This window comes from Actinoplanes sp. NPDC051405, assembly GCF_055586185.1.
Map to the genome: position 1 here is coordinate 131,667 of NZ_JBVJIR010000014.1, position 21,000 is coordinate 152,666.

19 protein-coding genes are annotated in these 21,000 nt (G+C 74.3%); 10 read left to right on the plus strand and 9 right to left on the minus strand.

The annotated features are described in order from the left end of the window. Positions 1-9: 9 nt before the first annotated feature. Both ACZ6S4_RS28325 and ACZ6S4_RS28330 read right to left on the minus strand, forming a co-directional pair. The gene (locus ACZ6S4_RS28325) at positions 10-699 is read right to left on the minus strand and encodes a response regulator transcription factor (RefSeq protein ID WP_465477803.1); all 690 of its coding nucleotides are present in this window, start codon (positions 697-699) and stop codon (positions 10-12) included. Positions 700-916: 217 nt separating this feature from the next. After that, the gene (locus tag ACZ6S4_RS28330; RefSeq protein ID WP_465477804.1) at positions 917-1,549 is read right to left on the minus strand and encodes a phosphotransferase; all 633 of its coding nucleotides are present in this window, start codon (positions 1,547-1,549) and stop codon (positions 917-919) included. A 120-nt stretch (positions 1,550-1,669) separates the two neighbouring features. On the opposite strand from ACZ6S4_RS28330, the gene ACZ6S4_RS28335 reads away from it, so the two are divergent. Together ACZ6S4_RS28335 and ACZ6S4_RS28340 are read left to right on the plus strand one after the other, a co-directional pair. Continuing rightward, positions 1,670-2,473 carry an FAD binding domain-containing protein gene (locus ACZ6S4_RS28335; RefSeq protein WP_465477805.1) on the plus strand — a complete coding sequence of 268 codons (804 nt, stop codon included), beginning with the start codon at positions 1,670-1,672 and terminating at the stop codon, positions 2,471-2,473. Further along, positions 2,470-5,151, plus strand: coding sequence for a molybdopterin-dependent oxidoreductase (locus tag ACZ6S4_RS28340; protein WP_465477806.1), 2,682 nt, complete (start codon positions 2,470-2,472; stop codon positions 5,149-5,151). The genes ACZ6S4_RS28335 and ACZ6S4_RS28340 overlap by 4 nt, the downstream gene beginning before the upstream one ends. A 7-nt stretch (positions 5,152-5,158) precedes the next feature. On the opposite strand, the gene ACZ6S4_RS28345 is transcribed toward ACZ6S4_RS28340, so the two are convergent. After that, positions 5,159-5,305 carry a hypothetical protein gene (locus ACZ6S4_RS28345; RefSeq protein WP_465477807.1) on the minus strand — a complete coding sequence of 49 codons (147 nt, stop codon included), beginning with the start codon at positions 5,303-5,305 and terminating at the stop codon, positions 5,159-5,161. A gap of 157 nt (positions 5,306-5,462) precedes the next feature. Between ACZ6S4_RS28345 and ACZ6S4_RS28350 the strand changes: the two genes are divergently transcribed. Continuing rightward, positions 5,463-5,678 (plus strand): hypothetical protein, encoded by a 216-nt coding sequence (locus ACZ6S4_RS28350; RefSeq protein ID WP_465477808.1) that lies wholly within the window; start codon positions 5,463-5,465, stop codon positions 5,676-5,678. A 17-nt stretch (positions 5,679-5,695) separates the two neighbouring features. Here the strand turns inward: ACZ6S4_RS28350 and ACZ6S4_RS28355 are convergent, their stop codons facing one another. Beyond that, positions 5,696-6,808 carry an NAD(P)/FAD-dependent oxidoreductase gene (locus ACZ6S4_RS28355; protein WP_465477809.1) on the minus strand — a complete coding sequence of 371 codons (1,113 nt, stop codon included), beginning with the start codon at positions 6,806-6,808 and terminating at the stop codon, positions 5,696-5,698. 92 nt (positions 6,809-6,900) lie between these two features. Beyond that, entirely contained in the window at positions 6,901-7,953 is a 1,053-nt protein-coding gene (locus ACZ6S4_RS28360) for a class I SAM-dependent methyltransferase (RefSeq protein WP_465477810.1), read from the minus strand. Positions 7,954-8,025: 72 nt separating this feature from the next. Between ACZ6S4_RS28360 and ACZ6S4_RS28365 the strand changes: the two genes are divergently transcribed. Beyond that, a complete protein-coding gene (locus ACZ6S4_RS28365; protein WP_465477811.1) occupies positions 8,026-10,128 on the plus strand; it encodes an alpha/beta fold hydrolase in 2,103 nt (700 codons plus the stop codon). On the opposite strand, the gene ACZ6S4_RS28370 is transcribed toward ACZ6S4_RS28365, so the two are convergent. Next, a complete protein-coding gene (locus ACZ6S4_RS28370; protein WP_465477812.1) occupies positions 10,125-13,352 on the minus strand; it encodes an ATP-binding protein in 3,228 nt (1,075 codons plus the stop codon). The two genes, ACZ6S4_RS28365 and ACZ6S4_RS28370, sit on opposite strands and share 4 nt — an antisense overlap. A 129-nt stretch (positions 13,353-13,481) precedes the next feature. On the opposite strand from ACZ6S4_RS28370, the gene ACZ6S4_RS28375 reads away from it, so the two are divergent. From ACZ6S4_RS28375 to surE, 5 genes are all read left to right on the plus strand, one after another. After that, entirely contained in the window at positions 13,482-13,919 is a 438-nt protein-coding gene (locus tag ACZ6S4_RS28375; RefSeq protein WP_465477813.1) for an SRPBCC domain-containing protein, read from the plus strand. Continuing rightward, positions 13,906-14,244, plus strand: a complete 339-nt coding sequence (locus tag ACZ6S4_RS28380) for an ArsR/SmtB family transcription factor (RefSeq protein ID WP_465477814.1) — start codon at positions 13,906-13,908, stop codon at positions 14,242-14,244. The genes ACZ6S4_RS28375 and ACZ6S4_RS28380 overlap by 14 nt, the downstream gene beginning before the upstream one ends. 69 nt (positions 14,245-14,313) lie before the next feature. Next, positions 14,314-15,105, plus strand: coding sequence for a DUF899 domain-containing protein (locus tag ACZ6S4_RS28385; RefSeq protein ID WP_465477815.1), 792 nt, complete (start codon positions 14,314-14,316; stop codon positions 15,103-15,105). A gap of 132 nt (positions 15,106-15,237) precedes the next feature. Further along, complete coding sequence (locus ACZ6S4_RS28390) at positions 15,238-15,741, plus strand: CAP domain-containing protein (RefSeq protein WP_465477816.1); 504 nt, start codon at positions 15,238-15,240, stop codon at positions 15,739-15,741. Positions 15,742-15,813: 72 nt separating this feature from the next. Beyond that, the gene (surE, locus tag ACZ6S4_RS28395) at positions 15,814-16,686 is read left to right on the plus strand and encodes a 5'/3'-nucleotidase SurE (protein WP_465477817.1); all 873 of its coding nucleotides are present in this window, start codon (positions 15,814-15,816) and stop codon (positions 16,684-16,686) included. 3 nt (positions 16,687-16,689) lie between these two features. Here the strand turns inward: surE and araD are convergent, their stop codons facing one another. Next, on the minus strand, positions 16,690-17,409 hold the full coding sequence (gene araD / locus ACZ6S4_RS28400) for an L-ribulose-5-phosphate 4-epimerase AraD (RefSeq protein ID WP_465477818.1): 720 nt from the start codon (positions 17,407-17,409) through the stop codon (positions 16,690-16,692). Positions 17,410-17,500: 91 nt separating this feature from the next. After that, the gene (locus tag ACZ6S4_RS28405; RefSeq protein WP_465477819.1) at positions 17,501-18,040 is read right to left on the minus strand and encodes a RidA family protein; all 540 of its coding nucleotides are present in this window, start codon (positions 18,038-18,040) and stop codon (positions 17,501-17,503) included. Between the two features lie 142 nt (positions 18,041-18,182). On the opposite strand from ACZ6S4_RS28405, the gene ACZ6S4_RS28410 reads away from it, so the two are divergent. After that, on the plus strand, positions 18,183-20,000 hold the full coding sequence (locus ACZ6S4_RS28410) for a diguanylate cyclase domain-containing protein (protein ID WP_465477820.1): 1,818 nt from the start codon (positions 18,183-18,185) through the stop codon (positions 19,998-20,000). A 191-nt stretch (positions 20,001-20,191) separates the two neighbouring features. Here ACZ6S4_RS28410 and ACZ6S4_RS28415 read toward each other — a convergent pair whose 3' ends face one another. Then, positions 20,192-20,989, minus strand: a complete 798-nt coding sequence (locus tag ACZ6S4_RS28415; protein ID WP_465477821.1) for an ATP-binding protein — start codon at positions 20,987-20,989, stop codon at positions 20,192-20,194. Positions 20,990-21,000 lie beyond the last annotated feature (11 nt).

Here is a 21,000-nt window from a genome sequence, read left to right on the forward strand (position 1 = left end):
CGCGCGGTCTCAGGGCAGCCGGGCGCGCAACGCGTACCCGAAGCCGCGGTGCGTCGCGATCAGCGGCGGGCCGAGTCGCTCCAGCTTGCCGCGCAGCGACGCGACATGGGCCTTGACCAGCTCGTGCCCGCTGCCCGGGACGTCCGGCCACACCCCGGCCCGGATCTCGTCGTGCGACAGCACCCGGCCCGGATCGCGCAGCAGCAGGCGCAGCAGCTCCCGCTCGGACGGTGACAGCGCGACCGGCTCCCCGGCCCGGCGCACCTCGCCGGTGTCCTGGTCCAGCTCCACGTCGGCGTAGCGCAGGACCCGGTTGCCCGGCGCGCCGGCCCGGCGCCGCAGCGCGGCGTGCACCCGGGCCAGCAACACCTCGACGTCGAACGGCTTGGTGATCCAGTCCTCGTCGCCGTAGGCCAGCTCGGCGACCAGGTCGTCGCGGGTGTCGCGGGCGGACAGGAACACCACCCCGGTCTCCGCGCCCTCGGCCCGCAGCCGCCGGCGCACGTCGATGCCGTCGCCGTCGGGCAGCGACACGTCGAGCAGGACCAGGTCAGGTCGCTGCTCCACGGCCTTCTCCACGGCCTGCGCCGCCGTCCCGGCGGTGTCGACCGCGAAGCCATGGCCGGTCAGCACCGTGGACAGCAGGTCCACGATGGTCGGCTGGTCGTCGACGACCAGGATCCGTGCGTTTCCCGTCATGTCGCCCCCATGAGACACAGCGTGAGCACCCGGCGGGTACACCCCCGACAGTCCTCCCGGTCGGGACATGGAGGAAAGACCCTGCCCACATGGCAGGAAGCCGGCAGCGGCGGATCACGCTCTCCCAGCCGTGCCGCGCCGGCGAATGACGCCCAGCCGCCGGGTCAACTCCACCGGACCACCTTCCCGGCGAGCTGAACGCCCGGCGGCGGGGCAGTCACAGCTCGGTCCAGCCGGCGACCGTCCGCAGGGCCTGCTCCCAGCGCTGGTACCCCGGGTCGGTGAGGCCCAGGGTGCGGCGCAGGGCCAGCATCTGCCGGCACTTGGCCAGCATGGCCGCCTGCCGCCGGGGCCAGGGCGGGCGGCTGCCGTATCCGGCGAACAGCTCGGTCAGCGCGCCGGCCTTGCCCGGATGATGGGTACGCACGATCCACTCGCACCAGGCCAGGTCTTCCACCGGGTCGGCGCCGGGCCGGGCCCATTCCCAGTCCAGGATCCCGGTGATCTCGTGGGTGCCGGGGTCCAGCAGAACGTTGTTGGGGCCGTAGTCACCGTGCGTCACGTCGGCCGCGACCAGCCGGCGCACCATCGCGCCGCACGAGTGCAGCACCGGCCCGGCGTGCCCGGCGTCGATCAGCTCCTGACCGTGCACCCCGCGCAGGTGGGTCAGGTGCAGCTCCCCGGTCGGTGCGGACAGCAGCACCGGCACCGGCAGCCGCCCGGCCAGCAGCTGGAGCATGTCGCGTTCGGTGGCCCAGCGGGTGCGGTCGTCCGGTCCGGTGAAGCGCTTGACCACAACGGCGCCGTCACCCCGGGTGTCGTTGGTGTACCCGTGCCGCAGAGGCTGCATCCGTCCCGCCGTTGCTGGAGCGTATGAGGGGTGAGGATAACCGTCCACGCGCCGGAAACACACCGCGCGTACCGTAACGTTCCAGGTCAAGCAGGGTGCGTCGAAACAGGGGGACCGCACGTGGATCTGCACACGGTCGTCGAGGTGGTCAGTCCGGCCGCGGTGGGGCAGTGGCGGCCGGGGGACGCCTGGCTGGCCGGCGGGACGGCGTTGTTCGCCGAGCCGCAGACCGACGTGACCCGGCTGCTCGACCTGGTGGCCGCGGGCTGGACCCCGATCACCGTGCCCGGGCACGGCCTGGAGATCGCCGCCACCTGCACGGTCGCCGACCTCGCCGGGTACGCGGGCGCCGAGCACTTCACCGCCTTCCACGAGCTGGCCACCGCCTGCTGCCGGGCCTTCCTGGCCTCCTTCAAGATCTGGAACGTGGCCACCGTCGGCGGCAACCTGTGCGCCGCCCTGCCCGCCGGGCCGATGATCGCGCTGACCGCGGCGCTGGACGGCGAATGCCTGATCCTCGGCCCGGACGGCGAGCGACGGCTGAGCGTGGTCCGGTTCGTCACCGGCGACGGCTCGACCGCCCTGGCCCCCGGTGAGCTGCTGCGCTCGATCACCCTGCCGGCCGCCGCGCTGACCGGCCGGACGGCGTTCCGCCAGGGCTCGTTGTTCGCCCACGGCCGGTCCGCCGTGCTGCTGATCGGCCGCCGCGCCGGCGCCGGGCTGGTCCTGACCGTGACCGCTGCGACCGTGCGCCCGTTCCAGCTGCGCTTCGCCGAGGTCCCGGACGCCGGCGAGCTGGCGGCCGCCGTACGGGAGACCATTCCGGACGACGCCTATGTGGACGACGTGCACGGCCTGCCCGCCTGGCGCCGCCACCTGACCGGCCGGTACGCCGAGGAGATCCGCGCGGAGCTGGCGGGATGAGCGTGCGGATCAACGGCACCGACCACGAGCAGCCGCCGCGGCCCGGGCAGTGCCTGCGCACGTACCTGCGCCAGGAGGGCTGCTTCGGCGTCAAGAAGGGCTGCGACACCGGCGACTGCGGCGCGTGCACCGTGCACGTCGACGGCCGCCCGGTGCACAGCTGCGTCTATCCGGCGTTCCGGGCCCAGGGCCGCCAGGTCACCACCATCGAGGGCCTCGCCCCGCCGGACGGTCTGCACCCGGTGCAGCAGCGCTTCCTGGACGCGCAGGGCTTCCAGTGTGGTTTCTGCACCGCCGGCATGATCATGACGACGGCCGCGCTGGACGAGACCAAGCTCGCCGACCTGCCGCGCACGCTCAAGGGCAATCTGTGCCGCTGCACCGGATACCGGGCCGTCGCCGACGCGATCAACGGCGTCCGCACGGTCGAGGAGCCCGGCGCCGGGGCGGCGATCGGCGCCGGCCTCGGCGCGCCCGCCGGCCCGCAGATCGTCACCGGTACGGCCCGCTACACCTTCGACGTCGACGTGCCCGGCCTGACCCACCTCAAAGTGCTGCGCTCGCCGCACGCGCACGCCCGGATCACCGCCGTCGACACCGCCGAGGCCCTAGCGGTGCCGGGAGTGCTGGCCGTGCTGACCCACGAGGACGCCCCGCGGCGGTACTTCTCCACCGCCCGCCACGAGCACCCGACCGAGGACCCGGCCGACACCCGGGTGCTCGACGACGTCGTGCGGCACGTCGGCCAGCGGGTCGCCGCCGTGGTCGCGGAGACCGAGGCCGCCGCGGAGGAGGGGTGCCGGCGGTTGCGGGTCGCGTACGAGATCCGGCCGGCCGTCCTCGACCCGGAGGCCGCGATGCGGCCCGGTGCCCCCGCCGTGCACGGCGACAAGGTCACCGGGCACCGCATCGCCCGCGCGGCCGACAACGTGGTGGGGGAGCTGCACGCCGAGCTGGGCGATGTCGAGGAGGGGTTCGCCGGCGCCGACGTCGTCTACGAGCAGACCTTCCGCACGCCCCGGGTGCAGCACGCCGCGCTGGAGACGCACGGCGCGATCGGCTGGCTCGACGACGCCGGGCGGCTCACGCTGCGCACCAGCTCGCAGACCCCGTTCCTGACCCGGCGGGCCCTGGCCGAGCTGTTCGAGCTCGATCCCGACCAGGTGCGGGTGCTGACCGGCCGGGTCGGCGGCGGCTTCGGCGGCAAGCAGGAGATGCTGGTCGAGGACCTGGTGGCGCTGGCCGTGCGGCGCACCGGCCGGCCGGTGAAGCTGGAGTACACCCGCGCCGAGCAGTTCACCTCGGCGACCACCAGGCACCCCTTCACCGTACGGATGAAGGCCGGGGCCCGCCGCGACGGCACCCTGACCGCGCTGTCCCTGCGGGTCGTCTCGGACACCGGCGCGTACGGCAACCACGGCCCGGCGGTGATGTACCACGCCTGCCACGAGTCGATCGCCGTCTACCGCTGCGCGAACAAGAAGGTCGACGCGTACGCGGTCTACACCAACACCGTCCCCTCCGGAGCGTTCCGCGGCTACGGCCTGGGCCAGGTGTCGTTCGCCGTCGAGTCGGTGCTCGACGAGCTGGCCCGGCGGCTCGGGATCGATCCGGTACTGCTGCGGGAACGCAACATCGTGCGTCCCGGGGAACCGCTGGCCGCGCCCGGCGACCACGCCGACGACCTGATCATCGCCAGCTACGGTCTGGACCAGTGCCTGGACGCCGTACGGTCGGCGGCTGCCGAGCCGATCACTCAGCCGGTGCCGGACGGCTGGCAGGTCGGGGAAGGCATGGCCCTGGCCATGATCGCCGCCGGCCCTCCGGGCGGGCACTTCGCCGACGCCGCGATCACCCTGCTGCCCGACGGCCGCTACGAGATCGCCGTCGGCACGACCGAGTTCGGCAACGGCAGCACCACCGTGCACACCCAGCTGGCCGCGGACACGCTCGGTACGACCCCGGACCGGATCCTGGTGCGCCAGTCCGACACCGACGTGGTCGCCCACGACACCGGCGCGTTCGCCTCGACCGGCGTGGTCGTGGCCGGTCAGGCCGTCCTGCACGCGGCCCGGGCCCTGCGCGAGCGGCTGCTGGTGCTGGCCGGGCCGGGCGCGCTCCGGCTGGGCGTGGACGCCGTGACCCTGCAGCACGGTCAGGTCAGCCTCAAGGACCTGGCCGCGTCAACCGCCGCACCGGTACGGGCCGAGGGCCACTGGACCGGCACCCCGCGCTCGGTGGCGTTCAACGTGCAGTGGTTCCGCGTCGCCGTCGACCCGGGCACCGGTGAGCTGCGGATCCTGCGCAGTGTGCACAGCGCCGACGCGGGCACCGTGCTCAACCCGCTGCAGACCCGCGGCCAGATCGAGGGTGGCGTCGCCCAGGCGCTGGGCGCCACGCTGGCCGAACACGTGGACATCGACGCCGAGGGCCGGGTCACCACGGCCGGGTTCCGGCAGTACCACCTGCCGACCCTGGCCGACGTGCCGCCGACCGAGGTGGTGTTCGCCCGGACCGAGGACGCGATCGGCCCGCTCGGCGCCAAGTCGATGAGCGAGAGCCCGTTCAACCCGGTGGCGCCGGCCCTGGCCAACGCCCTGCGCGACGCCACCGGGGTGCGCTTCACCGAGCTGCCGTTCACCCGCGACCGGATCTGGCGGCGCCTGGAAGCCGGCTGAGCCCGGCTCAGCTGCGCAGGAAGAGCAGCACGGCCAGGACCCGGCGGCTCTCGCTGCCGGTGGCGGGCAGGCCGAGCTTGCCGAAGATGCTGGACACGTACTTCTCCACCGCGCGCAGGGTGATCACCAGGCGGTCGGCGATCGCTACCCGCACGGCAGGTCCGCCCGTACCCGGGTGCCGCCGCCGCTGGGCGTCCACACCCGCAGCAACCCGTCGAGAGCCTCCACCCGGTCGGCGAGGCCGCGCAGGCCGGTGCCACGTTCGGTGTCGGCCCCGCCGACGCCGTCGTCGACGACCTCACGGCCTGGCCGTGGCGGTGGAGTCGCTGGCGGCCCGGGCCCCGGTGCCGGTGCGGCTGACCGTCGACCTGCCCGGCCGCGTCGGTGAGGCGATCGAGGTGGCCGCGTACTACGTCGTGTGCGAGAGCCTGGCCAACATCGGCAAGCACGCGCGGGCCACCGCGGCGACGGTCGAGGTGTCCCGGACCGGCGACGACCTGGTGACCGGGGGCCGGTTCTCTGGTTGATCCGTCCCCGGCCGGGCTCAGAAGCGCGACGGCCGGTACGGCGCCAGCACCGCCTGCGGGGTGCCGAGCAGCTCGGCGGCGGCCAGCCGGCCGAGCAGGGCGCCGAGCGTCATCCCGCTGTGCGTGACGATCAGGTAGGCGTTGTCCGGTGCGGACAGCCGGCCGATGATCGGCTTGCCGTCCATCGGCAGCGGACGGACGCAGACCCGGCCGGTGACTTCGGATCGCGGGTCCAGCGCCGGCAGGATCGCCGCGGCCCGGGCGAGCAGTTCGGGCAGCAGCCGATCGAGGTCCCGCGGGTCGGTGTGGACATCGACGCCGGCGTTGAGGTCGCCGGCTTCCAGGTAGAGCCCGGACGGGAGCAGCGGCCGTATCGACAGCTCCGGGGACTGGACCACCCGGTGGATCGTCGCTGAACCGGTCGCGGCGTGGCCGACCAGGCACGGCGCCGGGGACCGCGGCGCGTCGCCGGGTTCGAGGGCGACGGTGACCCCGATCCCGGCCAGCAGAGCCGGGGCGGCGGCGCCGGCGCAGAAGACGTACGCGTCGGCGGTGACCCGGCGGCCGTCGACCAGCTCCAAGCCGGTCACCGCTGTGCCGTCGGACTCGACGGTTCGCACGGGGGAGCCGGTCAGGGTGATGGCACCACGGCTGCGCGCCCGGGTCACCAGTGCCCGTACCGCGGCCTCGCCGTGCAGGAACCCTTCCGCGGGGAAGAACGCCGTGTCGGCATCGGCCGGCAGCCGTAGCCCGGGCTCGAGGTCGGCCACCTGCGCCGAGGTGAGGAAAGTTGCCGGGTAACCCCAGTCCCGTAGCCGGGCCACGCGACCGGTCAGCTCCTCGCGGCCGTCGTCGGTGCCGCTCCAGGCGATGCTGCCGGTGGGCACGTGCCAGGACGGGTCACCGAACTCGGCGGCGAGCGTGCGCCAGGCGTCGATGCCCTGCACGGAGAGGTCGTGGTAATCGCGGGGGTGTTTGTTTCCCGAGTTGAGCCAGGCCAGGCTGGTGCCGCTGGCGCCGCTGCCGGGTTGCCGCGCCTCGACGAGGGTGACCCGGGCACCGGCCCGGCAGAGCTGGTCGGCGGTGGCGGCACCGATGATCCCGGCGCCGACGACGGCGAGGTGGGGCATCGGCGGGCTCCGGGCGGACGGGTACGGCGGTGCCCCGACCGTACTACGGGACACCGCCGGCCGCAGTGGGCTGTGCACGTGGGCGGCTCGGGTCAGCGGCGGGCCTCGTACACGTTGTTGAAGGGGGTTTCGCTCGCCCGGCGGAAGCGGGTGAAGCCCGCGTCGGTCACCAGTTGCCGCACGGCCGCCTCGCCCGCCTGCGCTCCCAGCGCATATCCACCCGGCTGGGACATCGCGCTCGGTACGCACAGGAACGTGGAGAACCCGTAGTAGACCCGCCCGACCGGGTTCATGTTGTCCGCGACCGTGTCACCCGCGGCCGGTTCCACGATCATCCAGGTGCCCTCCGGGGCCAGTGCGTCGCGGATGTGGCGGGCCGCGCCCAGCGGGTCGCCCATGTCGTGCAGGCAGTCGAAGGTGGTCACCAGGTCGTAGTGGTCGCCGCTGAACTGCTGGGCGCCGGCCGCCTCGAAGCTGACCCGGTCCGCGACGCCGGCATCCGCCGCGCGTTTGTGGGCCAGGTCGATCGAGCCCTGGTGGTAGTCGGAGGCGTGCACGGTCGAGCGCGGGTACGCCGTGGCCATCAGCACCGACGACGCGCCGAGGCCGCAGCCGACGTCGGCGATCCGGGCGCCGGAGCGCAGCCTGGCCTCGACGCCGTCCAGCGCCGGGATCCAGCTCGGTACCAGGTTGGCGATGTAGCCGGGGCGGAAGAACTGCTCGCAGCCGACGAACACGTCCGCGTCCTGTTCGTTCCAGCCCAGGCCGGCGCCGCTGCGGAAGGCCTCGGTGATCCGCGGCTCGGCGCGCAGGGCACCGAGGGCGAGCAGGAACGCGCCGGGTGCGTACAGCGGGCCGTCCGGGTTGGCCAGCGCGAACGCCTGCTCCTCGCTCAGGACGTACCGGTCGTCGCCGTCACGGTCGACGTAGCCGCCCGCCGCCTGGCCGCGCAGCCATTCGGTGACGTACCGCGGGTCGGTCTCGGTACGCTCGGCCAGCTCCGCGGGCGTGAGCGGACCGCCGGTCAGCGCCTTGTAGAGGCCGAGGCGGTGCCCGATGACCACGTTGCCGGCCGCGACGGTGGCGCCCAGGTCGCCGACGAAACGGCCGATGAACTCGTTCAGCTTGTTCTCGTTGATTGCCATGCCGCCACGGTGCTGCGGGGCGTTGCGCCGCCGTTGCAACCGGGCTGCAATGGCGGGGGAGAGGGTGGCGCGATGAGGGCACGGGAACCCGACGCCGAGGGCTGGGTCGACCACGACGGCGTCAAGGTGGGCTACGCGGTGTACGGCAGCGGCGACCGGACGGTCCTGCTCGCGCCGAGCTGGCTGGTGGTCGACTCGCGGATCTGGAAGTTGCAGGTGGCGTACCTGGCCCGTTACTTCCGGGTGATCACGGTGGATCCGCGGGGCAACGGGCGCTCCGACCGGCCGGCCGATCCCGCGGCGTACACGGACCGGGCGTACGCGGAGGATCTCGTCGCGGTGCTGGACGCGGCCGGGGTGGACCGCGCGACGGTGGTCGGGCTCAGCCGGGGTGCGTGGCGGGCGGCGCTGGCCGTGTCCGAGCATCCGGAGCGGTTCACCGGCCTGGTCGCGATCGCGCCGCGGGTGGCCGGTCTGGCCCCGCCGCTGCCGGAACGCGCGGTGTTCGACTTCGAGGCCGACCGCGAGCACTACGCGGGCTGGCAGAAGTACAACCGGCACTCGTGGCGCCGCGACTACCGGGGCTTCGTCGAGTGGTTCTTCGCCACGCTGCTGCCCGAGCCGCACTCCACCAAGCAGATCGAGGACTGCGTCTCGTGGGCGCTGGAGACCGGGCCGGAGGCGCTGATCGCCGGCGAGGACGCGCCCGAGTCGGTGTCCGGTCTGCCCGCGGTCGAGGCGGTTCTGCGCGGCCTGGACTGCCCGGTGCTGGTCATCCACGGCGAGGACGACCGGTGCGTACCCGTCGGCGTGGGGGAGCGCTTCGCCGAGCTGTCCGGTGGCCGCCTGATCCGGATGGCCGGGGCGGGCCACCTGCCGCCGGCGCGGCATCCGGTGCCGGTCAACCGGTGGCTGCGTGACTTCGTGACCGGCTCGAGCCCGGCGCCGCGGCGGTGGACGCGCGCCCTGGACCGACCGCGCCGGGTCCTCTACCTGTCGTCGCCGATCGGGCTCGGGCACGCCCGCCGCGACCTGGCCATCGTGGCCGAGCTACGCCGGCTGCGGCCCGGCGTCCAGGTCGACTGGCTGGCCCAGCATCCGGTGACCGCGCTGTTGAGCGCCCGCGGCGAACACGTCCATCCGGCCTCGCGGTGGCTGGCGTCCGAGTCGCGGCACATGGAGGCCGAGGCCCACGGGCACGACCTGCCCGCGTTCGCGGCGATCCGGCGGATGGACGAGATCCTCGCGGCCAACTTCATGGTCTTCGCCGACCTGGCCGAGGAACGACGGTACGACCTGTGGGTCGGCGACGAGGCCTGGGACGTCGACCACTTCCTGCACGAGAATCCCGAGCTGAAGACCGCGGCGTACGCCTGGCTGACCGATTTTGTCGGCTGGCTGCCGACCGCCGCCGGCGGGCCGGCCGAGGCCGCCCTGACCGCCGACCACAACGCAGAGATGATCGAGCACATCGAGCGCTTTCCCCGGGTACGCGACCGCGCGCTGTTCGTCGGCGACCCTGAGGACATCGTCGCGGGCGTGTTCGGCCCCGGCCTGCCCGCCATCGCCGGCTGGACCGAGCGGCACTACGACTTCACCGGCTACGTCACCGGTTTCCCGCCGGCGGACATCGCCGACCGGCCGGCGATACGGGCCGAGCTCGGCTGGGGACCACACGATCGGGTGTGTGTCGTCGCCGTGGGCGGCACGGCTGTCGGCGTGCACCTGTTGCGGCGGGCGCTGGCGGCGTACCCGTCGGCGGCCCGGCAGGTCCCCGGCCTGCGCATGGTCGTGGTCGCCGGCCCGCGGCTCGACCCCGCCGAGCTGGCCGTCCCGCCCGGCGTCGAGGTGCACGGCTACCTGCCCGACCTGCACCGCCACCTGGCCGCCGCCGACCTCGCGGTGGTGCAGGGCGGACTGAGCACCACCATGGAGCTGACCGCCGCCGGCCGGCCGTTCCTCTACGTGCCGCTGGAGAACCACTTCGAGCAGCAGTCCCACGTCCCGCACCGGCTCGCCCGCTACGGCGCCGGACGCCGGATCGCCTTCGCCGACACCGGCCCCGAGCAGATCGCCCGGGCCATCGCCGAGGAGATCGGCCGGACGGTGCACTACCGGCCGGTCGCCACCGACGGCGCCGCCCGTGCTGCCCGGCGGCTCGCCGATCTGTTCTAACCCAGCAGGTGGGCCAGCCCGTAGCGGTGGGCCAGCTCCTCGGCCCGGGCCAGCTGCGGCGCGGACTCCGCCCCGGCGGCGGCTGCCGCCTCGGCGTCGAGCAGCAGCGTGGAGACCTGCACGGACCGCCAGGGCACGCGGTCGGCGGCGGCCAGCAGCGGAGCGATCACGGTACGGGCCCGAGCCGCCTCGCCCCGGCCCAGCCAGCCCCGCCCCACCGACAGGTAGGCGTCCGCCCCGAACAACCACGCGGTGCCCGGGGGCGTCTCGATGGCGGCGACCAGCGCGTCCGCCTCTTCAAGCAGGGTCAGGGAACCGGTCGTCGCGGCCAGCGGACCGAGGCACCGCACCAGGTAGGCCTCGCCGCCCTCGCCGCGCCCGCGCTCACAGCCCTCCTCCAGCAGCGCCACCGCTTCCGCCTGCGCGCCCGTGGCGAGCAGTGTCCCGGCCAGCTGTGCGCAGGCGGCCACCCGCCACCACGGGTGGTCGGTGTCGCTGGTCAGCGCGTACGCCTGGCGCCCGTACCCGATGGCCCGCCGGTAATCACCGCGGAGCTGGTGCACCCAGCCCAGGTTGCCGGCGAACCAGCCGGCGTACGCGCCGTAGCCGCTGCGCCGGTTGGCCTCCCGCGCCGCCTCGATCCGGTCCAGGGCCTCGCCCCACCGGCCCGCGGCGATCGCCGGGAAGGCGCCCTCGAACAGTGTCCACTGCAGACGCCACAGGTCGTTCTGCTTGTGCAGCAACGGTTCCAGCTCGTCGAGCACCGGCACCAGCCGGCCGATCTCGCCCAGGTAGGCCCAGCTGGTCTTCAGCCCGTCCAGGGCCACCGCCAGGGCCCGCTCGTCATGGCCGGGGCGGGTGGTCCGCACGGCCCGCTCGGCGTAGGCCAGCGACTCGGCCAGCTTGAGCCGGTTGCTGGAGACCACCGCGAGCCGGCTCAGCAGGTCGGCCTCCATCGTGCGGTCGGCCAGTGACTCGGCGATGGCCAGGCCGTCGCGCAGGTGCCGCACGCACCGCACGATCGACTGCCCGAGCGCGATCGGCACATCGCCGCCCAGCTCGCGCAGCCCGATCATCTCCAGCCGCCGGTCGCCGACGCGCCGGGCGGTGCGCACCGCCGCGTGGAAGTCGGCCATCGCCGCCGGGTACGCCGCCAGCACCTCCCGCACCCGCCCCCGGGCCTGGTACGCCCGCCCGCTCACCTCCAGCGCGCCGGCCCGCTCCGCCGCGTCCAGCGCACTGGTCAGCAGCGCCTCGGCGTCCGCGGCGGCGAACCGGTGACCGGCCTGCTCGCCGGCCACCAGGTACGCCCGGGCGGCCCGGTCCCAGTCCCCGGCGGCGTGCGCGTGCGCGGCCACCTGCTCGGGATGGTCGCTCAGCAGCTCGCCGGCCCGCCGGTGGTACGCGACCCGGGCCGGGGCCGGCGTCGTCGTGTAGAGCACCTCACGGATCAGGTCGTTGGCGAACTCGTAGGCCCGCCCGGCGACCACCAGCAGCCGTGCGGCGAGCGCCTGTTCGCAGCGCCGTACGGCTTCAGCGGCCGGCACCGCGAGCAGGTCGGCCAGCAGATCGGGCTCCATCGTGGCGTCCAGGATCGCCGCCGCCCGCAGCAGCTCCTCGACCGCCGTACCCGTGCGCGCCACCCGGGCGAGCACCGCCGCCTGCAGCGATTCCGGGATCCCGTCGTCGCCGGCGGCCAGGGCCCGCAGCGTCTCGACGACGAACAGTGCGTGCCCGCCGGTGCGGTGCAGGATCCGCGGGGCCAGCCGGGCCTGCCCGGCGCTGGTGGCCAGGCTGGTCACCGCGTCGGCCGGGAGCGGGCCCAGCTCCAGCGGGGTGGCGACCTCGGCCAGGGCGCGCAGGGCCGCGGCGCCCTCTTCCGCCCGGACCGTGGCCAGGACGAGCAGCCGTCCCCGGGCGTGCCGGGCGAGGTAGTGCAGCAGTTCCACGGTGGCCAGCCCGGCGTTGTGCAGGTCGTCGAGCAGCAGCAGGGCCGGCTGCCGGGTGGCGATCCCGGTCAGGTACCGGGTGACGGCCTGGTAGGCGCGGGCCCGGGCGAGATCGGGGGCGAGCGCCGCCCCCGGTGCGTCGCCGAGGAGCGCACCGATCTGCGGGACCAGCTCGGCCAGGGCGGGGGAGGCCAGCGACCGCACCAGCGCGGCGGACGAGCGGGCGGCGTGCGCGCCCAGCGCGTCGACGAAGGGCTGCAGGAACAGCGAGCTCTCCGCGGCGTAGCAGCGCACCGACAGCACGACCCCACCGGTACGCCCGGCCAGCTCGACGATCTCGCCGGCCAGGGTGGTCTTGCCGATCCCGGCCTCGCCGCTGATCAGCACCAGTGCGGGCCGGCCGGTCGCCGCCTCCCGCCAGGCCCGGGCCAGCCGGGTGGTCTCGTCCGCGCGGCCGGTCAGCGTCGACTCCGCCGCGGCCGGCTCGGCGGGGGTGACGGCGGCCGGTCGTTCCTCCCGCAGGACGCTCAGGTGGACCGCGCGGGTCTCGGCGGCCGGATCGGTGCCGAAGTCCTCGGCCAGCGCCCGGCGCAGCCGTTCATAGGCCGACAGTGCCCGGGCCGGCTGGGCCAGCGCGGCCTCCGCGCGCATCAGCAGCCGGTACGCGGCCTCGTCGTAGCCGTCCGCCGTGATCGCCGCCGTCGCCAGCTCGCGTGCCACTGCCGCCTCGCCGGTGGCCAGGGCGGCCTCCGCGGCCAGCTGCCGGGCCCGGCGCAGCAGCTCAGCCGCCTCCGTACGGGCGGGCCTGGCCCACTCGGCGTCCCGGTCCTCGGGCAGCGCCGGCCCGGCACCGAGCAGGTCGAGCACCCGTCCCGCCACCGCGGCCGCCAGCCCGGGCTCGCCGGCCGCAGCACGCCGGGCCGCGTCGGCGAGGTCGACCGCGGCCAGATCCAGGTCGACGAGCACCGCGGGCGGGCGGCCCAGCCGGTAGCCGTCGCGCGTGCCGGTGACGAGCTCCGGGCCGAACCGGGACCGCAGCCGGCTGACCAGCGTGGCGACGTTGTCGGCGGCCCGGCGGGGCGGCGTGTCGCCCCAGAGCACGTCGACGATGCGGTCCATCGGCACCGGCCCGGCGCGCTCGACGGCGAGCAGCTTGAGCAGCGTGCGGGCCTTGCGGCTGCCGGTCACGGGCACGTCGGTGGCAGCACCGCTCCAGCGGATCGCGAACGCTCCGGCCAGGCGCAGGCAGACCGCGCCGGCCGCCTCGGTGGCCACGCCGCCAGCGTACGAGCGTCGCCACCGGCCGGAACCCCCCGCGCGGGGCAAGATTCCCGACAGGTTGACGCAACCAGTGGATTGCTATACCTTCAGTGGCAACTAACTGGTTGCTATATGGGAGCAGACATGACATTCCCCGACCGGATCGAACGCACCCTCCAGCTCGGCCAGCCGCCTGAGCGCGTCTGGGCCGCCCTGACAACCGCCGAAGGGCTGGGCACCTGGTTCGGCAACCGCGCCGAGGTCGACCTGCGCGTCGGTGGCCGGGCCACGCTCACCTGGGACAGCGGCGACACCGCCGTGCTCACCATCGAGCGTCTGGAGCCCCCGCGCGTCTTCGGCTACACCTGGCCGGTCAACGGCCTGCCCGCCGACGACCCGCGCCGCACCTACGTCGAGTTCACGCTGGAGCCGCACGGCGACGGCACCACCCTCACGATGGTCGAGAGCGGCTTCGCGCAGCTGCCGGACGACGGCGAGCACAAGAAGGCCTACTCGGGCAACACCGAGGGCTGGACGAACGAGCTGGGCGAGCTGGTCGCGTACCTCGATGCCCGGTCCTGAGCCCGCGGACCTGGAGCTGGTGGCGCAGGAGGTCTTCACCGCGCTGGCCGATCCCAGCCGGCGGGTGATCCTGGCCGCGCTCGCCACCGGCGGGCCGGCCACCGCCACCGACCTGGCCGCCCAGCTGCCGATCACCCGCCAGGCCATCGCCAAGCACCTCGGACTGCTGGCCGAGGCGGGTCTGGTGGTGGCCGAGCGCGGTGAGCGGCGCCGGGTCCGCTACCGGGTGGACTCCGCGCCGATGAAGGTGGCCCAGCAGTTCCTGGGCGCCCTCGCCCGCGACTGGGACGGCCCGCTGGCCGCCCTGCGGGACCACATGAAGTGACCTGACCGCACTCTGACAGGAGTCCCCGATGTTGCTACCCACCTGCCTCACCCCCTCGGCGCGGGCGTCATGAGCGCGCCGGCCGGGAACCTGCCCGAGGTGGTGTCCCGCGAGCAGTGGCTCGCCGCCCGCCGGGAGCTGCTCGCGCAGGAGAAGGAGCTCACCCGGGCCCGGGACAGGGTCAACGCCGCCCGCCGCCGGCTGCCGATGGTCCGCGTCGACCAGCCGTACACCTTCGAGGGCCCGGCCGGGACGGTCAGCCTGCTCGACCTCTTCGAGGGCCGGCCGCAGCTGGTGCTGCGCCACTTCATGTTCGCCCCGGAATGGGACCAGGCCTGCGCGAGCTGCTCCTCCGCCGCCGACGGGATCGGCCGGCTGCGGCAGCTGCACGTGCGCAACACCACGCTCGTGGCGGTGTCCCGCGCCCCCTATCCCAAGCTCGCCGCCTTCCGCGAGCGGATGGGGTGGGAGTTCCCGTGGTACTCGTCGTACGGCACCAGCTTCAATTTCGACTTCCACGCCACCCTGGACGACCGGGTCGCGCCGGTGCTGCTGCACTTCCGCACCGAGGACGAGCTGGCCGACGCCGGCACCCCATGGACGAGCGGACCGTGGACGCCGGACATGCGCGGCTCGGAGCTGCCCGGGATCAGCGCCTTCCTGCGGGTCGGCGACGAGGTCTTCCACACCTGGTCCACGTACGGCCGGGGGATCGAGGAATTCCACAACGGCTACCACTACCTCGACCTCACCGCGCTCGGCCGGCAGGAGGCCTGGGAGGAGCCGAAGGGCCGGGCGACCCCGCTCGGCCTGCACGTCGGCGGTCCCGCGATGCGCGTGCCGGACGAGTACGAGACCTGACGCGCGGGCGGGACCCGGCAACCGAACGGCGACGCAGGGGCATCCGTCCTGCGATCAAAGCCCCCGGAGCAGGGCCGAAGGGAACGGTGAACCTGGCGATCGGCCAGGCGCCGTACTCCGAGAGGAACCTCCTTGCGCTCGCTTCTTCGCCGTTTCGCCCTGGCCGCCCTCATCGCCCCCGCCGCCGTCGGCGTCTCGATGTTCGCGTCACCGGCCGAAGCCGCCCCGGCGAGCGTGCAGGCCCAGACCCCCCAGGCCCAGACCGTGCAGGCCGACGTCGTGCGCCTCACCAACGCCCGGCGCACCGCGTCCGGCTGCTCCGCCGTCACGGTCAACGCGCAGCTCACCGCCGCCGCCGTCGGCCACAGCACGTGGATGGCCCGGACCGGCACCTTCTCGCACACCGGCAGCGCCGGCTCCACCTTCGTCGTCCGGGCCAAGGCCGCCGGCTTCGCCCGCCCGTCCAGCGAGAACATCGCCTGGGGCTACCGTTCCGCCACCGACCTCGTCAACGCCTGGATGAAGAGCCCCGGCCACCGCGCCAACATCCTCAACTGCAAGTCGCGGACCGTCGGCGTGGGCGTCGCGTACACCGCCAACGGCACCCCGTACTACACCCAGGACTTCGGCTACTGAACCTTCACGTGGTTGCGTTCCGCGCGCCGGGGAATGACGTGCGGCACGGGTACCGGGTGATGGGCAGGGGACATGGGTGGATCGCGGCTGCGGGTGCTGGTGACCAACGATGACGGCGTACAGGCTCCCGGGATCCACCGGCTCGCGCGGGCGGCGCACGACGCCGGCCACGACGTCACCGTCGCGGCACCGCGCGAAGAGGCCAGCGGGATGGGCGCGGCGCTGACCGCCGTCACCGACGAGGGCCGGGTCAAGTTCTCCCGGGTGTCGTTGACCGGGCTCGACGGCATCCCGACGTTCGCGGTCGCGGCCTCGCCCGCCTACATCGCCCTGCTCGCCGGCCTCGGCGTGTTCGGACCGGCGCCGGACCTGGTGCTGTCCGGGATCAACCGGGGCGCCAACGCCGGACGGGCGATCCTGCACTCGGGCACCGTCGGCGCGGCCGTGACGGCGGCCGCCGGTGGGGCGCGGGCGCTGGCCGTCTCGCTGGACGTCCTGTCTCCGGCGGACGGCAGCGAAGCCAGTGGCGGCGCCGCGATCGCCGCGCTGGACACGGCCGACGACGAGCAACGGCACTGGAACACCGCCGCCGCGCTGGCCCGGCGCCTGCTGCCGTGGCTGGCCGGCGCCCCGGCCGGTACGGTGCTCAACCTCAACGTCCCCGACCGTCCGGCCGAGCGGGTGGCCGGGTTGCGCCGGGCGACGCTCGCGCCGTTCGGTCAGGTGCAGATGGCCGTCGCGGAGTCCGGTGAGGACTTCGTGCGGATGACCATCGAGCAGGGCGCCGGCCGGGTGCCCGGCAGCGACATCGATCTGCTGACCGAGGGGTACGCGACGCTCACCGCCGTACGGCCCCTGGGGGAGGCCGGCGACCTCGTGCTGCCCGTGGACGCCGGGATCGTGCGGCCCCGTACCCCGGCCGGGGACACCGCCCGGCGGCCGTGACCGTCAGGCGTCGGCCGCCTTGCTCAGGTCGTTGCCGTAGTACGCCCCCGCGCCGTGCTTGCGGGTGAAGTGCCGGTCCAGCAGCCACTGCGGGGCCGCGGCGGCCGGGTTGAGGGCGAGGGTCTTGAGCGCCATCTCGGCGACGGCCTCGCAGACGATGGCGTGCTCGACGGACTTGCCGGCGTCCTTGCCCCAGGTGAACGGGCCGTGATTCGCCGCCAGGGCCGCCGGGGTGGCCGTGGCCGCGTCGTCGTCACCGATCAGCTCGATGACCGCCCGCGCGGTGTTGAACTCGTACTCCTCGGCGCACTCCTGCGGGGTCAGATCGCGGGTCACCCGGATCGGGCCGCCGAAGGTGTCGGCGTGCGTCGTGCCGAGCACCGGTACGTCGCGACCGGCCTGCGCGAACGCGACGGCGTGGGTGGAGTGGGTATGGGTGATCCCGCCGATCGACGGCCACCGCAGGTAGAACGCCCGGTGGGTCTCGCTGTCCACCGACGGCTTGAGCCGCCCGGAGACGACCCGGCCGGTCTCCAGGTCGACCGGCACCAGCAGGTCGGCGGTCAGGTCGTCGTAGGCGACGCCGGAGGGCTTGATCAGGTAGATGCCCGCGGCGCGGTCCACTCCACTGACGTTTCCCCAGGTCAGTGCGGCCAGGCCGGCCTTCGGGATGAGCCGGTTGGCCTGCAGCACGGCCTCACGCAGGTCCTGGTCCTTCGTCATGCGGGTCTTCCTCCACGTCCGGGGCGGTCAACCGCAGATGTTAACGTTCACAAGCTGTCCCCGTCGACCGGGACGGCCATTTCGGCCGGGCTCAGCCGGTGGCGACGATCATCTCGATCTCGACGCAGATGTCGAACGGCAGCTCGGCCACGCCGATCGCCGAGCGGGCGTGCGCCCCGATCTCCCGGCCGAAGACGCGCACCAGCAGGTCGGAGCACCCGTCGATGACCGCCGGGGTCGCGGTGAACCCGGGCGCGCAGTTGACCATGCCGAACACCTTGAGCACCGACGTGACCCGGTCCAGCGAGCCGAGCTCGGCCCGCAGCGCCGCCAGCAGGAACAGCCCGGTCAGCCGGGCCGCCTCGCGCGCCTGCTCAACCGTCACGTCCGCGCCGACCTTGCCGCTGACCAGGCTGCCGGCGATCGCCTCCGGCGGGATCTCGCGATCGGTGCGCCCGGGCAGCCGGCCCTGGTCGTCCACCCGCAGCGGGCCGTGCCCGGAGACGTACAGCAGGTCGTGGTGCCGTTTGACGCCGAGATAGTTACCGGCGGCGGGGAACACCCCCGGAAGCTCGATGCCCATCGCGGCGAGCCGCTCCTCGGCGGACTCCCGCTCCTCGATCCCGGTCACGGCCCCACTCCCGTCTCAGCCCACCGTCTCTGCCGCCCCAGGCTGCCACGAACGGCGCGTCCTCGCCGACCCCGGCCGGAGATCCTTCAGATCCGCCCGGCCGGGGTCGATAGGGGAGAGGGAACCGGCGAGGGGACGTTCGATGAGGGCAGTGCGGCGCTGGACCGTCCGCAAGCGGCTCTTCGCCATCGCGGCCATCGGCGCCCTGCTCGCAGCCTTCGTCGGGATGGTCGGACTGTCCGGGTACGCGCGCCTCACCGCGGCCAGTCGCGCCGAGTCCCGCCTCGGCACGATCCAGGCCCTCACCCTGACCGCCCAGTCGCTGCAGCACCAGGTACGCGCGCAGGCCTGGTTCGCGATCGCGGTCAGCGAAGGCGGCACCGGGCGGTCGACGGCCGAGGTACGCACCGAGTTCGACGCCGCCCGCACAGCGCTGCACACGGGCAACACCACCCTGTCCGCCCTGGCCGACGGCACCCGCTACGAGGCGGAGCTGCGGGACATCGGCAACGCCCACGACGGCCTGGTCAACCGGGTCGACTCGATCATCTATCTCAGCGCCACCGACCGTCCCGCCGCCCTCGACCGCATCGGCACCCTCGAGGACGACGCCGATGCCCTCGACGTGCACATCTCGGACCTGATCGCGAGGCTCTCCGCCGACCGGGCCGCGCACCTCGCCGCCGCGGACCGGATCAAGCAGGAGGACAGCGGGCGGCTGCTCGCGGCGGCGCTGCTGGCCGCGGTGCTGGTGCTCGGCCTGTCGGCCCGGCTCACCCGGTCGATCCTGCGTGACCTGCGGGCCGTCGACGACGTCGCGCACCGCGTCGGCGCCGGTGACCTGGAGGCCCGCGTCGAGCAACCCCGCGACGACGAGATCGGCGCCCTGGCCCGGTCGTTCAACGACACCGCGGACCGGCTGCGCGAAACGGTACGGCAGCTCACCGCCGACGCCCGGCGCGAGAAGCTCGGCAGTCAGCTGGCCGACGCCTTCGACATGGCCGAGACCGAGCACGACGCGTACGGGGTCATCACGAACAGCCTGACCGTCCTGGACCCGGACCGGCCCGCCGAGCTGCTGCTGGCCGACAACTCGGAGGCCCGGCTCACCAGCCGCGCCACCGGGGGTGCCGGTGAGCCGCCGTGCTGCCCGGTCACGTCACCGTTCCACTGCGTCGCGGTCCGCCGCGGCCACCTGATCTCCTTCGACGACAGCGAGGCGCTCGACGCCTGCCCCAAGCTGAGGAACCGCCCGCAGGGCCGGGTCTCGGCGGTCTGCGTGCCGGTCACCTTCATGGGCCGCTCGCTGGGCGTCCTGCACACCACGGGTGCCGCGGGCCGGACGCCGGCCGCCGAGACACTGTCCGGGCTGGCCCTGCTCGGCGCGCAGGCCGGCAACCGGATCGGCACGCTGCGCTCGTTCGAGCTGGCCCAGATGCAGGCCAGCACCGACGCGCTGACCGGGCTGCCGAACCGCCGCGCGTTCGAGGGCGCGGTCCGCGAACGGCTGCGCGACGGCGGCCGGTTCGCGTTCGTGATGGCCGACCTGGACAAGTTCAAGGTGCTCAACGACACCCACGGCCACGAGGCGGGGGACCGGGCGCTGCGCCTGTTCGGGCAGGTCCTGCGGGCCGGGCTGGGCAAGGACGACCTGGTCGGCCGGCTCGGCGGGGAGGAGTTCGGCATCCTGCTCGACGGCGTGACGCTGGAGCGGGCGGTGCTGGTCCTGGACCGGCTGCGGGCGGCGCTGAGCGAGGCGATCGACGGCGGTACGCCCCGGTTCACCGCCAGCTTCGGCGTGTGCGTCAGCGTCGGGCACGCCGGCTTCGACGATCTGCTCCGGATCGCCGACAAGGCCCTCTACCGGGCCAAGCACGAGGGACGGGACCGGGTGGTCGCGGCCGGCGCCCCGGAACGCAGCCGCCAGTCCCCGGCCACGGCCATGTCACCCGCCGGCTGACCCCGGCCGCGCCGGCCAGCCGCCGTTTCGACGGGCCGGCCGAAGCCCGGCCGCCCTTCCCGCGACGGGCCGGCCGAAGCCCGGCCGCCCTTCCCGCGACGGGCCGGCCGAAGCCTGGCCGCCCTTCCCGCGACACGCCGGCCGAAGCCCCGGCCGCCCTTCCCGCGACATGCCGGCCGAAGCCCCGGCCGTCAGAACGGGCGTTGCCGGCGGGTGCGCAGCGTCGCCCAGACCATCTTGCCGTCGCTGGTGGCCATCGCGCCCCAGGCCGTGGACTTGCCGTCCACGGTGTGCAGCCCGTGGCCGGGCGCGCCGGCCTGGCGGTGCAGCAGCTTCGGCAGCCGCGGGTCGCGGTCGCGTACCGAGAGGTGCAGCCCGGCCCCGCGCCGCCACACCGCCGCGCCGATGTCCGTGCCGGCGTGCTCGACGGCGTTGCCCACGAGGGCCGACATGATCGCGCGGCTGGGCGCCATCAGCTCCGGCATGCGCCACGAGTCGCAGGCGATGTCGACGAGCTCGCTCGCCACCTCGACCGACGATGCCTCCGGCGGCAGGTGGCTCAGGCACAGGCGTTCCGTCAGCGGCGCCGTACCGGCCAGTGCGGCCCGCGCCTGGCCGAGGCCGGGATAGACGGGGAAGAAGTGCGCGGCGCCGAGCCGCCGCAACCGGCCCGCCAGCGGTGCCACCGGCGACATGACCAGGGCCAGCTGCACCGGTGGGTACATGGTCGCGGCGGTTCGGTTGACCGACAGCCACATTGCCGCGCTGACGGCGTACGGGTCGTCGAACTCGGCCAGGTCGGCGATGATCGCCGTGGGATGCTCGGCCAGGCACTTCCGCAGCCCGCCGTAGAGCTCCATGCTCAGGCGCAGGCTGAATCGGCCGCGGACCGCGATCTCCAGCAGGCCGCTCTCCGCGTCGCAGGTGACCGAGAAGCACGCGCCGCGATCGTCGCCGCCGAACAGGTAGGGAGGACCGGCCTCCGTCATGGAATCACTCC